This is a genomic window from Ruegeria sp. HKCCD7251, assembly GCF_013031165.1.
Classification (GTDB): domain Bacteria; phylum Pseudomonadota; class Alphaproteobacteria; order Rhodobacterales; family Rhodobacteraceae; genus Ruegeria.
Genome location: NZ_WPZC01000003.1, coordinates 140,414 through 156,421, shown reverse-complemented (window position 1 = coordinate 156,421; position 16,008 = coordinate 140,414). Strand labels below are relative to the sequence as shown.

The window sequence follows — 16,008 nt, the reverse complement described above, 5'->3', positions numbered from 1 at the left end:
CGACTGATCCCAATCAGGTACAGGAATGAACAAACCTCTCGGCGTTATCCTTGCAGGCGGTCTGGCCACCCGGATAGGGGGTGGAGACAAGGGCCTGCTGAAAATTGGCGACAAAAGCTTGCTGGACCACGTGATTGGCCGGTTGCGCCCGCAGGTGGCTGATCTGGCGCTGAACGCGAATGGCGATCCGACCCGGTTTGGTGGGTACGACCTGCCGATTGTTCCCGACACGATCGAAGGGTTTGCAGGCCCGCTCGCGGGCGTTCTGGCCGGGCTCGACTGGGCGGCTGAACAGGGTGCCGAATGTATCGTTACTGCCGCCGCCGATACGCCGTTCTTTCCGCGCGATCTGGTTGCGCGCCTAACTGCCGCAGCAGAAGCGCAGGCCAACCCGCTGGTTCTTGCAACCACACCGCGCACAGGGGATGAGACCCTGAAATCCGGGGGTGGCAAAAAGATCAACCGGCATCCGACATTTGGACTGTGGCCCGTGGCGTTGCGTGACGACCTGCGCGCGGCTTTGCAGGGTGGTTTGCGCAAAGTCGTCCTGTGGACGGATCAACATGCGGGGCGCGAGGCGCTGTTTCCTGTCGATCCGTTTGATCCTTTCTTCAACGTCAACACGCCGGATGATCTGGACCGGGCGCAGAAATTGTTGGCGCAGGCATGAGAGTTTATGGCGTCACCGGCTGGAAGAACGCAGGTAAAACCGGGCTGATGGAACGTTTGGTGGCGGAAATCAGCGGGCGCGGATTTTCCGTGTCCACCGTCAAACACGCGCATCACAGTGTAGATGTCGATCAGAAGGGCACCGACAGCTATCGCCATCGTACCGCCGGGGCCAATGAGGTTTTGCTGGCTTCGGGCCAACGGATCGCCATCATGCAGGAATTGCGCGGAGCGCCCGAGCCGTCCTTGAAAAGCCTTCTGGCCCGACTGACCCCGGTTGATCTGGTTCTGATCGAAGGTTTCAAACGTGAAGCCCATCCCAAGATCGAAGCTTTCAGGGCCGAGCCCGGTAATAGCTTGTTGGCGGAGGAGAATGACACGATCCGCGCCGTGGCTAGCGATACTCTGATGGACCTGAATGTGCCCGTTTTCGACCTGAACGACACAAAGGCCATCGCAGATTTTATCCTGCAGGAAGTCGGGTTATGAGCAAACCGAACATCGCACCGCCCCCATTGAGCAACGATTGTTTTGCGCTGCCCGCCGGGGTGAGCTGGACGCCGGTGGATGATGCCCTGGCTCTGTTACAGGACAGGCTGACAGGTGTGACCGGGTCTGAGACGACTCCGGTCTCGGACTCCGAGGGGCGAATTCTGGCTGAAGATATTCAGGCGCTGCGTTCAAACCCGCCGCAGCCGAATTCCGCCGTGGATGGGTATGGGTTTTCTGGCGCCGCCCCGGAAGGGCCGCAGGTGATGCCCCTGCAAGATGGACGTGCAGCGGCAGGGATGCCCTTTGAGGGGCGGGTGGCCTCGGGCCATGCCCTACGGGTTTTGACGGGCGCCGCCTTGCCCGAGGGCGTGGACACTGTCGTTCTCGAGGAAGACGTCACCGTCAAGGATGGCCATATCGCCTTTCACGGCCCGCTCAGGAAAGGCGCAAACGCCCGCCGCGCCGGAGAGGACGTGAACGAAGGCGATACTGTTTTGGACGCCGGGCGACGGTTGACCCCGGCAGATCTTGCGCTTCTTTCGGCGATAGGGATTGCCGAGGTGCCGGTCCGCCGCAAGTTGCGCGTTGCCGTTCTGTCGACAGGCGATGAGCTGATTGAAGCCGGCGACATCGCGGGGCCGGGTCAGATTTTCGACGCCAACCGCCCGATGCTTTTGTCGATGATCGGGAAAATGGGATTCGAAGCGGTTGATCTGGGGCGTGTCCCCGATGACCGTGCGATCCTAAAGGACAGGTTGGATCTTGCAGCCGGGCAATCGGATGTGATCCTGACAAGCGGCGGGGCATCGGCGGGGGATGAAGATCACGTGTCAGCCTTGTTGAAACAGGCCGGTGCGATGCAGGAATGGCGGATTGCATTGAAGCCGGGGCGCCCTCTGGCGCTTGGGATGTGGAAGGAAACCCCTGTTTTCGGCCTGCCGGGTAATCCCGTGGCGGCGCTGGTCTGCACGCTGATTTTTGCACGGCCAGCGCTTGGTCTTTTGGCGGGCGAGGGCTGGTCGACGCCGCAGGGCTTTGATCTTCCTGCCGCGTTTGAAAAACACAAGAAACCCGGACGACGTGAATACCTGCGCGGCCGTGTTCGCGGGGGCCGAGTCGAAGTCTTTGCCTCGGAAGGGTCCGGTCGGATCAGCGGGCTGAGCTGGGCGGAGGGTCTGGTCGAGATCGAGGACGGTGCCCGCCACATTCAGCCGGGCGACACGGTGCGGTTTATTCCCTTTGGCAGTTTCGGGCTTTAGTCGAACGTACCGGCCACACGCCCCAAAAGCATGAAAGCCCGCGCGGTTCTCGTATCACCAAGCGCGGTCAGATCGGCATCGCTGGCATCCGGTTCAAACTCGACAATCATGTGATCGAACCGGCGCAGGAAATGATGTGCCGCGTCCCGAAAAATCGGGTCCTGCTTCATGCGTGCAGCTGTCAGTGCAAGGGACGATCGGTCGCGAATTCCGCCCAATGCCGCAACGGCGCGACCGCGCGCGCCTTGGGCGAACTGCCGCCACACCTCTGGTCGCGCCATGTCGGGGCGCAGGTCGTCCATATAGATGCCTTCCTGACTGAGCAGGGTCAGAACATCCTGTGACGCCTGCACCAACTGCGCCGTTTTTCGATCCTTCAGGGCCAGCCGCAGCGCGTCGAAGCCTTCGGTGTCTTCCTGTGTCTCGGGAAAATTCAGCGCGCGAATAAAGACATCCGTGCTCAGCCGCGGGGCAATCTCGTCGGCCTGCGTGCCCAGCTCCAGCGAGGTTTGGTCCCCGGTCCCGCTGTTGATTGTGCTGCGCGCGGGTTCGGTACGCTGGGTCGAAAAAGTTGCCAGTGCGCTTTCGGTCTTTTTTGCGGTCTGAGCGATTTCATCCAGTTTCTTGGTAACGGCGGGTTCGTACCCGCTGGCGGCGCGCTGTTGTTGCACCACGTAAGCCTGCCGGATCGCGTCAATGGCGGTTTGCAGCCGGGCGCTTTCCTCGCGCATGACCCGGCTGGCACGCATCGACGTGGCCGCAACCCAGATCATCGCGACGGGCATGAAGACAGCCAGCAAGGTGACGACAAAGCTGCCGCCTTCCACCTTGCCGGGCAGGACCAGAAACACGACCGACACGATCAGCCAGATCACGCTGAGCGCGATCGCGACAATCTCGATTTCGGTCACTGACGACGTTGCAGGCTTGTCATATATGCCCAGTGCGGTCGGCCGTTCGTCTTCCTGCTCTGGCGTGGGCTCGGACATGGTTACCGCTCCGGTCAGGCGTATTCTATGTTCAAAATCTCATAAGAGCGCACACCGCCGGGGGTGCGGACTTCGACGCTGTCACCCTCGTCCTTGCCGATCAGAGCGCGGGCGATGGGGGATTTGATGTTGAGCAGGCCGTTTTCAATATTGGCCTCATACTCACCCACGATCTGCCAGGTCTTTTCCTCATCCGTGTCTTCGTCGACAAGCGTGACCTTTGCACCGAACTTGATCGCGCCCGACAACTTGGCAGGGTCTATCACATCTGCCAGCGACAGGATGCTTTCCAGCTCTTTGATGCGGCCTTCGATAAAGCCCTGCTTTTCACGGGCCGAATGGTATTCGGCGTTTTCCTTCAGATCGCCAAGCTCGCGGGCCGTGGCGATGGCTTCGATGATCGCCGGGCGCTCGACCGACTTGAGGTTTTTCAGTTCCGCCTCGAGCGCGGCATTGCCCGCGGGCGTCATCGGAATTTTTTCCATGTTCTTTTCGTCCACGCATAAAATTGTTTCGCCCCGCCGCATGAGACAAGCGTCGGGGCGAATTGATGGGTCGTCAAATACCTGACCCAAATGGCGCGGGAAATGCAAGGGGGCGAAGCCGCCCAACCTGCGGATTACAGCCTAGTCGTAGCTAATGACTTCGAATTCTATGCCGTTTTCGTCATCAAAGTAGAACCGTTTACCGGGTTCGTAGTCCGCGTGCGACTTTGGCGTGAACCCGGCTTTGACAACCCGGGCTTCGGTTTCGTCGATATCTTCGACCAGAACACCAACATGATTAAGCCCGCCAATGATGTCATAGCTGCTTTCGCCTGATGGTTTGGGATCGCTGGGTGCGTAAAGTGCCAGATAGGTATGCGGGCTGCCCACGTGGACCGTATATCCACCCGCGATCGCCGGTCCTTCCCAGCGGGTTTTCCAGCCAAAGACATCGTGCATCCACTTGGCCGAAGCCTGAGGGTCGCGGACCGTGAAGTTTGTGTGTTCAAGCGTCGCCATCATGGGAACTCCTTTTTAAGTTTGAAGCTTGTCCCGACTCACCGTAATTTCTAAACCTAACTTTAGGTCAAGATATTTTTGAGGGTAAAATGGCGGTATCTGAGGGGCTTGCAATTGGCGCTCTTGCACGGCGTACGGGGTTGGCAGTTTCGGCCATTCGATATTACGAGGCGCAGGGCCTGATCGCGCCTTGGCGGAATGCGGGCGGGCAGCGACGGTATCAACGCGCCGATATTCGTCGGCTGAGCTTTGTCATGATCGCACAACAGTTCGGCCTGACCTTGCCCGAAATCCGTGAAGTGTTGTCAGGCTTGCCGGGCAATCGGACCCCGACCCCAAAGGATTGGCAGAAAATCAGTGTCGGGTTGCGGACCCATCTGGATCAGCGAATCGAGACACTGACACGACTGCGCGACAATCTGGACGGCTGTATTGGTTGCGGGTGCCTGAGCCTGCCGAAATGCGCGCTTTACAACCCGGATGACCGTGCCAAGTCCTATGGTAGCGGTCCCAGGTATCTGATGGGAGACTCTCCCGAGGCATAACTGCCGCATTGCAGCAATGTTACGCCGTGTTTTGATTGACCAAGGTCTTTGTGACCATGTAATCACCCGTGAAACAAAATTGCGCAGACCACGCAGTGAAAGCGCCAATTCGGAAAGTTAGCTAAGGAGCCCGCGATGGCCGAGATTGAACGCGAAGCGATGGAATACGATGTGGTGATCGTGGGTGCAGGCCCCGCGGGTCTGTCGGCGGCCATCCGTCTGAAACAGTTGGATGCGGACCTGAACGTTGTGGTTCTGGAAAAGGGCTCGGAAGTGGGCGCGCATATCCTATCGGGTGCGGTTCTTGACCCGTGTGGCCTTGATGCGCTGATCCCAGACTGGAAAGAAAAAGGCGCGCCGCTGAAAACGCCGGTCGAAGAGGACAACTTCTATATGCTGGGTGAGGCGGGACAGATCCGCATCCCCAACTGGCCGATGCCGCCACTGATGAACAACCACGGCAATTACATTGTGTCGATGGGCAATGTCTGCCGCTGGATGGCTGATCAGGCCGAAGAGCTGGGCGTGGAAATCTTCCCCGGCATGGCGTGTTCCGAGCTGGTTTACGGCGAGAACGGCGAAGTCAAAGGCGTGGTCGCCGGTGTCTTTGGTCTGGAAGCCGATGGCTCATATGGCCCCAACACCGAGCCGGGGATGGAACTGCACGGCAAATACGTCTTCCTGTCGGAAGGCGTGCGCGGGTCGCTGTCCAAGGAAGTCATCGCCAAATACGATCTGCAAGCCGGGAAAGAGCCGCAGAAATACGGCGTCGGCATGAAAGAAATCTGGGAGATCGACCCGGCCAAGCACAAGGAAGGCTCGGTCACGCACACGATGGGCTGGCCCCTGGGCAGCAACGCAGGCGGCGGGTCGTTCATCTATCACCTGGAAAACAATCAGGTCTACGTCGGTTTTGTGGTCCACTTGAACTACAAGAACCCGCACCTGTATCCCTACATGGAATTCCAGCGTTTCAAGCATCACCCGATGTTGGCCGAGTTGCTGAAAGGCGGCAAGCGCGTGGCTTATGGTGCGCGTGCGATCACCGAGGGCGGCTATCAGTCGATGCCGAAACTGGTCGCGCCGGGCGTGGCGCTTCTGGGCTGTTCGGCGGGTATGGTCAACGTGCCGCGCATCAAAGGTAACCACAATGCGATGCTGTCGGGTAAAGCCGCAGCCGAGGCCGCGTTTGACGCGATCAAGGCCGACCGTGCGGGCGATGAGCTGACTGTTTACGAGGCCGACGTGCGCGACGGTGCCATCGGCAGCGACCTGAAGAAGGTGCGCAACGTCAAACCGATGTGGTCGAAATGGGGCCTGACGGCGTCTCTTGCCTTTGGTGGTCTGGACATGTGGACCAACACGCTGGGCTTTTCGCTGTTTGGCACTTTGGGTCACGGCAAGAACGATGCCGAAGCAACCGAAGAGGCCAGCAAGCACACGCCCATCGACTATCCCAAACCCGATGGCGTGCTGTCGTTCGACCGTTTGACCAATGTCTCGTTTGCAATGACCAATCATGAGGAAAGTCAGCCCTGCCACCTGCGGCTGTCCGACCCGGCGATTCCGGTCAATGTCAACCTGCCCAAGTTCGACGAACCGGCGCAACGCTATTGCCCGGCAGGCGTGTACGAGATGGTCGAGGATGAGAACGGACCGCGATTCGTCATCAACTTCCAGAACTGTGTTCACTGCAAGACCTGCGATATCAAGGATCCCAGCCAGAACATCACCTGGACCACGCCACAGGGTGGTGACGGGCCAAACTATCCCAACATGTAAGCGAAAAGACGGGCACTGGCAGGGCCGTGAAGGCTCTGCCATTGCCTCTTACCTGCCAAAGTCCTAGCTTGTTGGTCAGTAAACAATAGCAAGGCAGGATTTTGGTGGCTTCCCTCCTCCGTCGCGCAGCGCTAGTTGCGCTGCTTTCTTCGTCAGTCACGTTTCCGGCTTTTTCGGATACCGGGTCCGGGCCATATTTGGCCGGGCGTCAGGCGATTTTCCAGAACGATTATACCGCAGCCGAGCGTTACTTTGCTCAGGCCCTGCGCGCTGACCCCGAAAACCAAAAGCTGCTGGAAAGCGTCGTTGTTGCCAGGCTGTCGCTGGGCGAGTTGCAACGCGCTCAGCCTGTGGCCCGCACAGTTGTTGAAATGGACCTTCCCAGTCAGGCAGCTCGGATGGTTATCGCCGCTAACCTTGTTGCGGATGACAAGCTGGACGAACTGTTGGCGCTTGATCCCGAAACGCAGGGCGTCGGACCGTTGGTCGACGGTTTGATGTTGGGATGGGCCCACATTGGTCAGGGGTCCATGACCAAAGCGATGGATCAGTTCGATCAGGTGGCGACACAGGAAGGGTTGCGGGAATTCGCGCTTTACCACAAGGCGCTGGCATTGGCCTCGGTCGGGGATTTCGAAGGGGCCGAAGCGATTTTTGCAGCCGACGAAGGGGCGGTTGCAAAATTCACGCGCCGTGCGGCACTGGCACGGGTTGAGGTGCTGTCACAGCTTGATCGCAACCAGGATGCGCTGGCCTTTCTGGATGACGTGTTTGCCGCTGGCAGCGACCCATCCATCGAAAGCTATGAGGCGCGCCTGGCAGCGGAAGAAACCCTGCCCTTCACGCATGTGCGAACGGCGCAGGACGGCATGGCAGAAGTGTTCTTTTCCGTGGGGGCTGCGCTCAGCACCGAGGCGGCGGAGAACTACGTTCTGCTTTACGCACAAACTGCAGCTTTCTTGCGGCCTGACCACGTGGACGCAATTTTGCTGAGCGCCGAGTTGCTGGACGAGCTCGAGCAATATGATCTGGCAGTTGAGGCATATCGCAAAGTGCCTGCCGAAAGCAGCGATTATCACGCCGCCGAGTTGGGCCGCGCCGAGGTGCTTGGCCGCGCAGGTAAAACCGATGCGGCCGCCGAAGTCTTGCAGACCCTTGCCACCCAAAGTCCGAACCTGCCCAGCGTTCATGTTGCGTTGGCCGATCTTCAGCGACGGCAGGAGAACTATGCTGATGCGGTGGAAACCTATGACAAGGCCATCGAACTGATTGAAGGCGGTGTCGGGGGAAACTGGTTCCTGTATTACGCGCGCGGCATCTCGCACGAGCGGCTCAAGAACTGGGATCAGGCCGAGGCCGATTTCCGGCAGGCGCTGGAACTGAACCCGGATCAGCCGCAGGTGTTGAACTATCTGGGGTATTCGCTGGTTGAGCGGCGCGAGAAGCTGGACGAAGCCTTGAACATGATCGAACGCGCTGTCACCGCGCGGCCTGACAGCGGCTACATTGTGGATAGCTTGGGTTGGGTTCTGTTCCGTCTCGGACGCTATGACGAAGCGGTTGAGCATATGGAGCGCGCGGTTGAGCTGATGCCGGTCGATCCCGTGGTGAACGACCATCTGGGGGATGTCTATTGGGCGGTCGGACGCGCGCGCGAGGCCGAGTTCCAATGGAAACGCGCCTTATCCTTCATCGACCCCGATGACACGGACGGCGAAGTCGACCCGGACCGAATTCGCCGCAAGCTTGAGATCGGGCTGGATGCAGTTCTGGCCGAAGAAGGTGCAGACCCATTGAAGGTCGCAAATGAAGGCTGAGGCTTTCGCGCCCGCCAAGATCAACCTGACTCTGCATGTGACCGGTCGACGGGCCGACGGGTATCACCTGCTGGATTCACTGGTGGTATTTGCGGATGTGGGTGACACGCTACGCTTCACGCATGGAGATCATCTGTTGATCACGGTTACGGGTGAGCATGCGGCAGGGGTTCCTGCGGATGATCGTAATCTGGTTTGGAAAGCAGCCAAAGCCGCAGGTTGGGCAGGGCATATCGACCTGAACAAGGTGCTGCCGCACGGTGGCGGGATCGGTGGCGGATCGTCCGATGCCGCGGCCACTTTGCGCATGGTTGCCGATCAGGGCGGTACCATTCCGGATGAGATCGCTTTGTCACTTGGTGCGGATGTCCCCGTCTGCATGGCTGCGCAGGCCAGCCGAATGCGCGGCATTGGCGACGGGCTGACACCGGTTGTTTTGCCACAAATGCCAGCCCTTTTGGTCAATCCGGGCGTTGAGGTTCCCACAGGGGCCGTCTTCTCTGCACTGGATAGCCGCAACAACGACCCCATGCCGGATGATATTCCGATCTTTGCCGCCGCTGAGGACTGTGCCACATGGTTGCGCGATCAACGAAACGATCTTGAAGGCCCGACCAAGGGGCTTGCACCCGAGGTTGGTCGGGTTCTGGATGAACTTGCCGCCACCAAGGAGGCTCTGCTTGTTCGGATGTCAGGGTCAGGGTCGACGTGCTTTGCGCTCTTCCCCAGTATGAAGGCGGCCCATTACGCAGCCTACGAGATTGGCGCAGCCTATCCCGACTGGTGGTGTCGCGCGGTTCAGCTCAATTGAGGCGAGACACCACATAATCCGCCAAATCGCGCAGCAGCGTGCGAATTTCATGGTCGGGTAGAATGTCGAGCGACGCTTTGGCCTTATTCGCCCATCCCAGCGCATCCGAGCGCGTGGCGTCCAGCGAGCCGTATTTGGCCATCAACCCAAGCGCGTGGTCCAGATCACCGTCTTCCTGACGGCCACGGCCAATCGTACGCTCCCAGAATGCGTGTTCTTCTGGGGTTGCTTGCGCGACGGCCTTAATTACGGGCAAGGTCAGTTTGCGTTCGCGGAAATCGTCACCGACGTTTTTGCCGGTCGCAGTGCTGTCGCCCTTATAATCCAACAGGTCATCCGCGATCTGAAAGGCGATCCCCAGCGCATCACCATAGTCATACAGGGCTTGAACCTGCTCTTCTGCTGCACCGGCGATGACACCGCCGACTTCAGTCGCGGCTGAGAACAATGCCGCCGTTTTGCCCCGTACAACCTGCAAGTAGATCGCTTCGTTGGTGCCCAGATCGGTGGCCGCTGTCATTTGCAGGACTTCACCTTCGGCAATCGTCGCTGATGCGTTTGCCAAGATATCTAGCACGCGCAGCGATCCTGTCTCGACCATCAACTGAAAGCTGCGCGAGAACAGGTAGTCGCCCACCAAAACGCTGGATTTGTTGTCCCACAAAAGGTTTGCCGTGGGGCGCCCACGCCGCTGGCCGCTTTCGTCCACAACATCGTCGTGCAGCAAAGTGGCGGTATGGATGAATTCAACAGTCGCTGCCAGCCGTACATGGTGGCTGCCCTGATAGCCAAACAGTTGCGCTGCGGCCAGGGTCAGCATCGGGCGCAAACGCTTGCCGCCCGCCTCGACCAGATGCGCCGTTACTTCCGGGATACGCGGGGCGTGCTCGGACGCCATGCGGGTTCGGATCAGTTCATTTACTGCGTCCATTTCTCCCGCGAGAATTTCCGCCAGCCGCTCATGCGGTTTTGAGACCGTGCTGATCGTCATCACACTCCTGATACAAGGCTCGACTTCTGCCGCACCTTGCCCTTACATCCATCCCCATGAAAGAACTTTTGCGCAGCACCGATCCAACGATCCTGGCGTTTGCATCCGCCCTTCTTGAAGGCGAGGATATAGACTGCTTTCAGATGGACGTAAATATGAGCATCCTCGAAGGTGGCATAGGAATTTTCCCGCGCCGCCTGATGGTCCGGGCCGATGACCTGACGCGGGCCGAGCGCGTGATGCGTGACAATGAAATTCCGTTGGGCCGATGACCCTGTTTGACGATGATGACCTGACCCTGAATGACTTTTTGGGTGGCCGTGTGCGCCTGTGGCAACCTCGTGGCGGATACCGCGCCGGGGTGGACCCGATCCTGCTGGCCGCTTGTGTTCCGGCAAAACAGGGCCAAAGCGTGCTGGAGTTGGGCTGCGGGGCTGGGGCAGCGGTGCTGTCGCTGATGGCACGTGTGCCGGGGTTGCAGGCTGTCGGGGTGGAATTACAAGCGCCATATGCTGATCTGGCTCGTCGGAACGCTGTTGAAAACGCCGCACGGCTGGAAGTTATTCAAGCGGACCTGACGGCCATGCCGTCGGACCTGAAACAGCGTCAGTTTGATCATGTGATCGCCAATCCGCCCTATTACCGTGTCGGGGCGCATAGCCCGTCCATGGATCAGGGACGAAGCGTCGCATTGGGCGGAGATACACCGCTGGACCTTTGGTTTGACGCTGCAGCCAAACGCCTTGCGCCGAAGGGTTCCCTACACATGATCCAAAAGGCGGATCGGTTGCCGGAAATGCTGACCTCGTGTTCTGGGCGGCTGGGATCAATCGAAGTTGTGCCGCTGTCAGCCCGGGCCGGGCGCAAGACCGAGCTGGTGATTCTGCGGGCAAAAAAGGGGGGGCGCGCAGCTTTCCAACTGCATGCACCCCTGATTTTGCACGCAGGAGAACGCCACGAAAAAGACGGGGAAAGCTATACGCCGCACGTATCTTCGGTGTTGCGCGATGGCGCAGCGCTGGCCTGTTTCCCGGATCGATAGGCATTAACCAGCCGAATTTGTCGGATTTATTACAGATTCTGTGCGTCTGCAGCGTGACAGGCTGGAAACGATGTGATCAACTTCATACGTAAACCTGAGACACCAACAAAGGAGTATCGCCATGAGCGTGAGCGCACATCTGACGGAACTGAAGAAAAAGCACGAAACTCTCGGTCTCGAAGTAGAACAAGCCCAACGCTCGCCAGGTATCGATGATCTCCATATCGCTCAACTCAAGAAACAGAAGCTGAAACTGAAAGAAGAGATCGAGCGCCTGTCCAGTTAACTGCTCATACTGGCGCGGGCCGCGATTGTCGCGCCGCCCGTAATTAATACGGCCGCGATCGCCAACCCCCACGAGGGGGCCGCGATCCCGGCCACAACCAAAATAAGCGTAGACAACAAGGGTGCCGCGTAGGACGCCGTTCCCAGAATCTGAATGTCGCCTTGTTTAACCCCTATATCCCAGACATAAAACGCCAGTCCCACCGGCCCCAGACCCAAGGCCAGCACGGAAACCCAGCTTGTCGCTGTGTCCGGCCACACGGTCTCTTCAACGGCCAGGTGCAGTAAAGCGGACGCTATGGCCGTAGCAACGCAGAACACGGCGACTGAGCTTGTCGGCGTGTCGCCCAAGCGCCGGGACAATACCGAATAGCCGGACCATGTCAGCGCGCATAACAGGGCCAGGGCGTATCCCGGCAGGTGATCCGATTGGAATCCTGCACTTCCGCCCCCGGCAATGATCACAGCGGCCCCGGCGAACCCCAGACAGGCACCGAACAGATGCCCCAGTCGCAGGTTCTCGCCGGGCAACAGCCCTGAAAAGAGGACAATCAGCAAGGGCCAGAGATATGCGATCAAGCCAGCCTCGGCCGCAGGTGCCATGCGCAAGGCCGAGAAATACAGCGCGTGGTAGCCAAACAGCCCGATCGTTCCGAACAGGTAGGTTGTCCAGCGCACGTTTCGAAGCTGAGACAGGCCACCGTTGGCCCAGATCCAGATTAACCCAAGCGTGCCGCCGATTGAGAAACATATGGAGTTTAGCTGCAATGGCGGTGTGGGCGCAGATCCTACCGTGAACAAGGCCAACAGAGACCACAGCAGGACCGCGATAAATCCGATCCCTGTCGCACGGGTTCTTGTCATAGGGCAGGGACCTCTTCCACCGGAATGATTTCGAATTCATCCGAGATATGCGCGGTTTTTTCAATCTCGTCCATGAACCAATCCCGGAAGGCGGCGATTTGAGGGCGGTTCTCTGCCCCCAGGAGGCACAAAAAACGAAACCGCCCCCGCGTTTCGATGGCCGTCTTGAACGGCGCGACCAAGCGCCCTTCGGTCAGGTCCTTGATGATCATCGCGCGGCGACCAAGCACAACCCCAACCCCCGCAACCGCTGCGTCGATCGCGTGGTCTGCGTTCGAAAAATGGGCGCCATGAGTGGGCGAATAATTTACGCCGACCGCCCGAAACCATGTGGGCCAGTCACTGGGCGGTTGGAGAAACGCAATCGAGTCGTCAAAAATCAGGGGGGCGTCTTTCAGGCTGTCGGGCGTTGCATACCGTTCGGCCATTTCAGGTGTCATGACTGGCGTCAGCCATTCTTTGCGCACGGGCAGGGAATATAATCCCTCGTCATCGCCATAGCCAAACCGGATCGCCACATCTACGTCGTCACGCTCCAGATCCATATTGCGCAAGGTGGCCGAGAATTTGAGGTCAATCTCAGGATGCGCCCGTGCAAATTCATAAAGGCGCGGGGCAAGCCACTTGGCGGTCAAAGCCGGGCCTGCGGTCACGGTCAGGCTGGTATCGTTTCCTTGTCTTCGGGCTGCCTGCCAGGCGGCCTGCAATGCGGCAAAGCCCTCTGCTGCGCCGGGTGCCAGTGCGCGCCCTGCCTCGGTCAGTTCGACGGCTCGGTTAAGGCGGCGAAACAACGGGCGGCCCAGATGTTCCTCAAGCGATTTGATCTGAAAGGACAGGGCCGCAGGGGTGACATGCAGTTCTTCGGCGGCTTTCGCAAAGGACATATGGCGCGCGGCGGCATCAAAGGCGCGCAACGCGGTCAGCGGGGGAAGGTAGTCGCTCATGGCATAAGAAATTCTTAACTGAAGTTCGCAGAAAGCTCGTTTGTCTCCAACATTGATAAGGCGCATATTCAGCTCAAGTCAAACAAAGCTGAACTGAAAGGATGTCTGCCATGATCGAGATGACAACAAACCCCGCAGCCGCCCGCGCCTTTCAGCGGGCCCATGCTGAACGCGGTAAGATGCTTAAGCAGGCCATGAACTGGCTTTTTGGTTCCCGCTGAACGCAGCGCGCGCGTCCTTACGGGATAAAAGAAGGGCCGGTCTGAAGAGACCGGCCCGTTTTTTGTTTCTGTGTTCGGATTAGACGAAAAACTGTGCACCGTTGGCCGAAATGGTCGAGCCGTTGATGAATTGAGAATCGTCCGACGCCAGGAACGCAACGCAGCGTGCGATTTCCTCGGGCTCACCCAGGCGACCAGCCGGGATTTGCGCAACGATGGAATCACGCACTTTTTCAGGGACCGCCATGACCATCTCGGTTGCGATGTAGCCGGGGCAGATCGCGTTCGCGGTGATGCCTGCGCGCGCGCCTTCTTGCGCGAGGGATTTCACGATGCCCAGATCGCCTGCCTTGGTCGCGGCATAGTTCACTTGTGCGAACTGGCCCTTCTGACCGTTGATCGAGCTGATGACGATGATGCGACCGAACTTACGCTCGCGCATTCCAGGCCAGACCGGGTGCACGGTGTTGAACACACCTGTCAGGTTGGTGTCGATTACCTGATGCCACTGTTCCGGGGTCATCTTGTGGAACGGCGCATCGCGGGTGATGCCTGCGTTGGCGACCACGATGTCGATCGGGCCGACCTCGGCCTCGACCTTTTCGATCCCAGCCTTGGACTCGTCGTAGTCGGCAACATTCCATTTGTACGTGGCGATGCCGGTTTCCTCGGTGAATTTTGCTGCGGCTTCGTCATTGCCGGCATAGGTGGCTGCAACATTGTATCCTTCGGCCTTGAGCGCCTTGGAAATTGCTGCGCCGATGCCGCGGGAACCGCCGGTGACGAGTGCTGTACGTGCCATTTAGGACTCCTCCAATTCATATCGTCTGGGTAATGCTGTTACTTTGAGAGGTGATCTTGCGCAATATTATTTCGCTCTGAATTTTGAAGTTCCGCACGGTAATATCGTCGCATCTGTGGGGCAGGCCCCAGTGTAACAAAAAAGGGCGCCCACCGGACGCCCCTTTGTATTCGGGTTTCAAGCCACTTAGTCGCGCTCCACACACAGGGCGACGCCCATGCCGCCGCCGATGCAGAGGGTCGCGAGACCCTTTTTCGCGTCGCGGCGCTTCATTTCGAACAGAAGCGTGTTCAGAACCCGGCAGCCCGAGGCACCGATCGGGTGGCCGATGGCAATCGCGCCACCATTCACATTCACGATCGACGGGTCCCAGCCCATGTCCTTGTTGACGGCGCAGGCCTGTGCGGCGAAGGCTTCGTTGGCCTCGACCAGATCCAGATCGTCAACCGACCAGCCGGCTTTTTCCAGCGCCTTGCGCGATGCATAGATCGGGCCGACGCCCATGATCGACGGGTCCAGACCCGCGGTGGCATAAGATGCGATGCGGGCCAGAGGCTCAATCCCGCGTTTTTCAGCATTCTCGGCCGACATCAGCAGGGTCGCCGCCGCACCGTCATTCAGACCGGACGCATTCGCCGCCGTGACCGAGCCGTCCTTGGTGAACGCGGGGCGCAGCTTGGCCATCGCCTCCATCGTTGCGCCGTGGCGGATGTATTCGTCGCTGTCCATCACGATGTCGCCCTTGCGGGTTTTGATGGTAAAGGGCGTGATCTCGTCAGCGAACTTGCCGGCCTTTTGCGCGGCCTCGGCTTTGTTCTGGCTGGCGACTGCGAATTCGTCCTGCGCATCGCGGCTGATCTGCCATTTCTCGGCCACGTTTTCAGCGGTCTGACCCATGTGGTAGCCGTTGAACGCATCCCACAGACCATCGCGGATCATGGTGTCGATGTATTTCATGTCGCCCATCTTGTGACCGGCTCGCAGCGCAGCGGCGTGGGGGGACAGGGTCATGTTTTCCTGGCCACCGGCGGCGACGATATCCGCATCGCCCAACTGGATGTGTTGCGCGCCCAGCGCAACCGCCCGCAGGCCCGAACCGCAGACTTGGTTGATGCCCCAGGCGGCGCTTTCCTTGGGCAGACCGGCGTTGATATGCGCCTGACGCGCGGGGTTCTGACCCTGCGCGGCGGTCAGTACCTGACCCATGATGGTTTCACTGACTTCGCCTTTTTCGATTCCGGCACGCTCAACCACGGCCTCAAGAACTGCCGTGCCGAGGTCATGGGCAGGGGTGTTGGCGAATGATCCGCCGAAGCTGCCGACGCCTGTGCGTGCTGCGGATGCAATTACTACGTTGGTCATTAAGACAATCCTTTACCATCAAGGTTCTGTGGGAAACATGACGGCGCAGGTCGCAGGGGTGGCCCCCTGACAGAAAGAGCGCCTCGTGATCCCCCGCTCCAACTGCACTTGGAATAGCGCAATGCTGCA

The 16,008-nt window shown here is 59.2% G+C and carries 18 protein-coding genes; 10 read left to right on the top strand and 8 right to left on the bottom strand.

Going from position 1 to position 16,008, the window contains the following annotated elements; genetic code table 11:
• The first annotated feature begins 25 nt into the window (after positions 1-25).
• Genes mobA through glp form a run of 3 tightly spaced genes read left to right on the top strand, consistent with a single transcriptional unit; the run spans position 26 to position 2,420 of the window.
• Positions 26-670, top strand: coding sequence for a molybdenum cofactor guanylyltransferase MobA (gene mobA, locus GOX75_RS09975; protein WP_171122653.1), 645 nt, complete (start codon positions 26-28; stop codon positions 668-670).
• On the top strand, positions 667-1,158 hold the full coding sequence (gene mobB, locus GOX75_RS09970; protein ID WP_171122651.1) for a molybdopterin-guanine dinucleotide biosynthesis protein B: 492 nt from the start codon (positions 667-669) through the stop codon (positions 1,156-1,158). The genes mobA and mobB overlap by 4 nt, the downstream gene beginning before the upstream one ends.
• Complete coding sequence (gene glp, locus GOX75_RS09965; RefSeq protein ID WP_171122649.1) at positions 1,155-2,420, top strand: gephyrin-like molybdotransferase Glp; 1,266 nt, start codon at positions 1,155-1,157, stop codon at positions 2,418-2,420. Before mobB ends, glp begins: the two co-directional genes overlap by 4 nt.
• Here the strand turns inward: glp and GOX75_RS09960 are convergent.
• The 3 genes from GOX75_RS09960 to GOX75_RS09950 all read right to left on the bottom strand — a co-directional run bounded on the left by GOX75_RS09960 (position 2,417) and on the right by GOX75_RS09950 (position 4,416).
• The gene (locus GOX75_RS09960; protein WP_171122647.1) at positions 2,417-3,409 is read right to left on the bottom strand and encodes a hypothetical protein; all 993 of its coding nucleotides are present in this window, start codon (positions 3,407-3,409) and stop codon (positions 2,417-2,419) included. The genes glp and GOX75_RS09960 overlap by 4 nt on opposite strands.
• A 14-nt stretch (positions 3,410-3,423) precedes the next feature.
• Complete coding sequence (gene greA, locus GOX75_RS09955) at positions 3,424-3,894, bottom strand: transcription elongation factor GreA (protein WP_171122645.1); 471 nt, start codon at positions 3,892-3,894, stop codon at positions 3,424-3,426.
• Between the two features lie 141 nt (positions 3,895-4,035).
• Positions 4,036-4,416: a VOC family protein gene (locus GOX75_RS09950; protein WP_171122643.1), complete on the bottom strand. Its 381-nt coding sequence runs from the start codon at positions 4,414-4,416 to the stop codon at positions 4,036-4,038.
• An 86-nt stretch (positions 4,417-4,502) separates the two neighbouring features.
• Between GOX75_RS09950 and soxR the strand changes: the two genes are divergently transcribed.
• From soxR to GOX75_RS09930, 4 genes are all read left to right on the top strand, one after another.
• A complete protein-coding gene (gene soxR, locus GOX75_RS09945) occupies positions 4,503-4,958 on the top strand; it encodes a redox-sensitive transcriptional activator SoxR (protein WP_171122641.1) in 456 nt (151 codons plus the stop codon).
• Positions 4,959-5,093: 135 nt separating this feature from the next.
• Complete coding sequence (locus tag GOX75_RS09940; protein WP_171122638.1) at positions 5,094-6,740, top strand: electron transfer flavoprotein-ubiquinone oxidoreductase; 1,647 nt, start codon at positions 5,094-5,096, stop codon at positions 6,738-6,740.
• Between the two features lie 101 nt (positions 6,741-6,841).
• Positions 6,842-8,557 carry a tetratricopeptide repeat protein gene (locus tag GOX75_RS09935; protein WP_174825806.1) on the top strand — a complete coding sequence of 572 codons (1,716 nt, stop codon included), beginning with the start codon at positions 6,842-6,844 and terminating at the stop codon, positions 8,555-8,557.
• The gene (locus GOX75_RS09930; protein WP_171122634.1) at positions 8,547-9,368 is read left to right on the top strand and encodes a 4-(cytidine 5'-diphospho)-2-C-methyl-D-erythritol kinase; all 822 of its coding nucleotides are present in this window, start codon (positions 8,547-8,549) and stop codon (positions 9,366-9,368) included. Before GOX75_RS09935 ends, GOX75_RS09930 begins: the two co-directional genes overlap by 11 nt.
• On the opposite strand, the gene GOX75_RS09925 is transcribed toward GOX75_RS09930, so the two are convergent.
• A complete protein-coding gene (locus tag GOX75_RS09925; RefSeq protein WP_171122632.1) occupies positions 9,361-10,359 on the bottom strand; it encodes a polyprenyl synthetase family protein in 999 nt (332 codons plus the stop codon). The genes GOX75_RS09930 and GOX75_RS09925 overlap by 8 nt on opposite strands.
• A gap of 56 nt (positions 10,360-10,415) precedes the next feature.
• Between GOX75_RS09925 and GOX75_RS09920 the strand changes: the two genes are divergently transcribed.
• The 3 genes from GOX75_RS09920 (at position 10,416) to GOX75_RS09910 (ending at position 11,687) form a co-directional block, all read left to right on the top strand.
• Positions 10,416-10,631, top strand: coding sequence for a DUF2007 domain-containing protein (locus GOX75_RS09920; protein ID WP_037316655.1), 216 nt, complete (start codon positions 10,416-10,418; stop codon positions 10,629-10,631).
• Positions 10,628-11,401: a tRNA1(Val) (adenine(37)-N6)-methyltransferase gene (locus tag GOX75_RS09915; RefSeq protein ID WP_171122630.1), complete on the top strand. Its 774-nt coding sequence runs from the start codon at positions 10,628-10,630 to the stop codon at positions 11,399-11,401. The genes GOX75_RS09920 and GOX75_RS09915 overlap by 4 nt, the downstream gene beginning before the upstream one ends.
• A 121-nt stretch (positions 11,402-11,522) precedes the next feature.
• Complete coding sequence (locus GOX75_RS09910; protein ID WP_170563647.1) at positions 11,523-11,687, top strand: YdcH family protein; 165 nt, start codon at positions 11,523-11,525, stop codon at positions 11,685-11,687.
• Here the strand turns inward: GOX75_RS09910 and GOX75_RS09905 are convergent.
• From GOX75_RS09905 to GOX75_RS09890, 4 genes are all read right to left on the bottom strand, one after another.
• Positions 11,684-12,550, bottom strand: coding sequence for a DMT family transporter (locus GOX75_RS09905; protein ID WP_171122628.1), 867 nt, complete (start codon positions 12,548-12,550; stop codon positions 11,684-11,686). The two genes, GOX75_RS09910 and GOX75_RS09905, sit on opposite strands and share 4 nt — an antisense overlap.
• Complete coding sequence (locus GOX75_RS09900; RefSeq protein WP_171122626.1) at positions 12,547-13,494, bottom strand: transcriptional regulator GcvA; 948 nt, start codon at positions 13,492-13,494, stop codon at positions 12,547-12,549. Before GOX75_RS09900 ends, GOX75_RS09905 begins: the two co-directional genes overlap by 4 nt.
• Positions 13,495-13,794: 300 nt before the next feature.
• The gene (gene phbB, locus GOX75_RS09895; RefSeq protein WP_171122624.1) at positions 13,795-14,517 is read right to left on the bottom strand and encodes an acetoacetyl-CoA reductase; all 723 of its coding nucleotides are present in this window, start codon (positions 14,515-14,517) and stop codon (positions 13,795-13,797) included.
• Between the two features lie 186 nt (positions 14,518-14,703).
• Positions 14,704-15,879 carry an acetyl-CoA C-acetyltransferase gene (locus GOX75_RS09890; RefSeq protein ID WP_171122622.1) on the bottom strand — a complete coding sequence of 392 codons (1,176 nt, stop codon included), beginning with the start codon at positions 15,877-15,879 and terminating at the stop codon, positions 14,704-14,706.
• Between the last annotated feature and the right edge of the window lie 129 nt (positions 15,880-16,008).